We start from the raw sequence: 2,542 nt of genomic DNA, 5'->3' as shown, positions 1-2,542 counted from the left end.
GTCTGTGGATTTGGTTGACCTGTAGATTTAAGTAGGTCTTTGATGTGTTCTTGATGGAGTTAGAGTCACTATTTTTTCTACTTTGGTGGTCATCAAGCAGGTAATGATGCAATAATCAGGGATAAATGTCTTCATTGAGCTGATTTTTCTATGGTTTGGGCATAGGTATTTTGTTACGTCCACAGCCGTTGTTTTTTCACTTTATGATTTGACTGATCCAATTTATTGGAGGGCCTCTTTGGTCAAAAGTACATACAGTCTGTAAGATGCCTTTTTTACATGCAGGGCATCTTCGGTGCAGAGTTGGGGATTTTTCTTCAGGTCTTTTGAAGGTTCCAATCTGCTGGTCTATGATTGCTTTGTATCTTTTTTTGGAAGAACTGCTCAATATGCCGTAGTGCCTGATACGGGTAAACCCTTTGGGTAAAATGTGTAAAGCAAAGCGTCTCAAAAATTCTTTTTGGCTAAGAGTCAAAACCATTTTTTCACCTGCCTTTCGGTAGTCCTTAGCCGTAAAAGCCACTGTATCGTTTTCGATGGAAAGTATTCTACTGTTGCTAATGGCAATTTTGTGGCTGTAGCGCCCTAAATATTCAATGACTTGTTTGGCTCCAAAGAAAGGTTGCTTGCAATAGACCACCCACCGTTTGGCAAACAGTTTACCTGCGAGGGCTTTGTCTAGGTGTATTTCTTTGCGCAGGGCTGCTACAAATTTGGCACGAAAGACTTTACTCATTTCTTTGACAGGAAACAGGAATTTCCCCTTAGACTGAGAGTGTTTCCACTTGCCCGTTTTGGTCACACCTCCAGCGGGCACGATGCAATGCAGGTGAGGGTGTAAGCTCAAGTTTTGTCCCCAGCTATGTAGCACCGCAATCATACCTGTGAGCGCACCCAAGTACTTGGGGTTTTGTCCAAAATCATGTAGCACCTGCCATGAGACGTTAAACAATATCTTATAGACCAACTCAGGTTGTTCAATGGTGAGTTGGTTGAGCTGACTGGGAAGAGTGAAAACGAGATGGAAATAGGATACATTGAGGAGTTCTTTTTCTCGTGTAGCAATCCAGCGTTCACGCAGATGCCCCTGACACTTGGGGCAGTGTCTGTTTCTACAACTGTTGTAGCTGATGTGGATCTTGCCACAGCTGGCTTCATTACATTTATCGATATGACCACCCATTAGGGCAGTTCTACAGTTGGCTAATGCGTAGAGGGTTCTGGTCTTCCAGCTGTTGGTTATAATCCCAGAGAGGTTGTCTCGATGATTTTCAATGATGTGAGCCAGCTCAGCATTACCCTTGGTGCTCATAGAGCTTTTCTAAGGGACTGTAAGCAGAGTTTCTACTTACCTGTGCGACATGCAAATAGAGCAGGGTGGTCTGTATGTGTTCATGCCCCAGCAGTTCTTTGAGAGTGACAATGTCTGTACCCATTTCTAAAAGATGAGTGGCGTAGCTGTGCCTGAGACAATGTGCGGTGACCTGTTTTTTGATGCCAGCGATCCGCCGTGCTTCTCGTGCAGCCCACCGTACACCAGGAGCTGTAAGAGCGATGTATTGGCCCGTTCTGCTTTTTCCGTTGAAAAGATATTCTACCGGATGTTCAGCCTGCAAATACTGTTTGACTCCTCGTATCAATAGATCGCAAAGAGGCACATATCTGTCTTTGCGCCCTTTTCCCTGACGCACATGAAGCACCTTTCGATTCAGGTCAAGGTCTATGATCTTCAAGTTGCATAGTTCTCTATTGCGCAGGCCACAGCCATAGAGAAGTGATAATACCAAACGATGTTTGAGTAGCTTGGGAGCTTTGAGCAGTAACCTTACTTCGTGCTGGCTCAGCACTACTGGTAGTTGTTTGGGTCGTTCAATGCTTGGTAGGATGACCCTGCTTTCTACTTTTTCATAAATGCGGTACAGGTATCGTAATCCATATATGGTGTGCTTAAAATAGCTATCCGACGGGGTATTATGTTGGTCTTTTAGATAATGTAGGTAATCGAGAACTGCTTCGTCATCGAGCTCCAACAGGTCACATTTTAAATGCAATCCCATATGAGCCAAACAGCGTGCATAGTTGGTCAAGGTACTCTGGCTTTTGCCTGATACTACTATCGAACGGTGTAGTTTTTTGTACTGCTGTGAAAAATTAGGTACTTGTTCACATGCTTTTTCAATGATTGTTTTACTTTTTTTTCATAACTTCAATTCTTATTTTGTGAACTCCGAAGTTAGAAGTTCTTTGGCATTCCCCGAAGGGCTTCCGACGAAGGAGGTTCGTTCAACGGCCCGGCTATGCGGAGTGCGGGATTAAATACCACAACACTTTCAGGTTACCGTTATGTTTGTTAATGTTCATTTACTTTCAATTTAGCACCAAAACCCGCATTACGTATAGCCATTGTGTGTGCCCAGCATGGGCATCTTTCCCTACATAAAAGTAGGGTATTAATTTATAGGGTGCAAGTCCCTTATGGGCGAGAGTCGTGTCTCGAACCATTAGTAAGCTGCAAGGTGGTTTACCATGAGGTATGCACTGA

The 2,542-nt window shown here is 43.8% G+C and carries 2 protein-coding genes; both read right to left on the bottom strand.

From position 1 onward, the window contains the following. Positions 1–196: 196 nt before the first annotated feature. On the bottom strand, positions 197–1,312 hold the full coding sequence (locus AAOP42_RS00755) for an IS91 family transposase (protein WP_349526539.1): 1,116 nt from the start codon (positions 1,310–1,312) through the stop codon (positions 197–199). Next, a complete protein-coding gene (locus AAOP42_RS00750) occupies positions 1,296–2,087 on the bottom strand; it encodes a tyrosine-type recombinase/integrase (RefSeq protein WP_349526538.1) in 792 nt (263 codons plus the stop codon). Before AAOP42_RS00750 ends, AAOP42_RS00755 begins: the two co-directional genes overlap by 17 nt. Positions 2,088–2,542 lie beyond the last annotated feature (455 nt).

The organism is Reichenbachiella sp. MALMAid0571 (assembly GCF_040151475.1).
In the GTDB taxonomy this organism is placed as follows: Bacteria; Bacteroidota; Bacteroidia; order Cytophagales; family Cyclobacteriaceae; genus CAXBNB01.
The sequence above is the reverse complement of the archived record's forward strand: the minus strand, read 5'-3'. Positions and strand labels throughout refer to the sequence as shown.

What these genes read in the sequence shown, in the direction of transcription:
- AAOP42_RS00755 (WP_349526539.1), bottom strand. Translation starts at nt 1,312, where the DNA reads ATGAGCACCAAGGGTAATGCTGAGCTGGCTCACATCATTGAAAATCAT.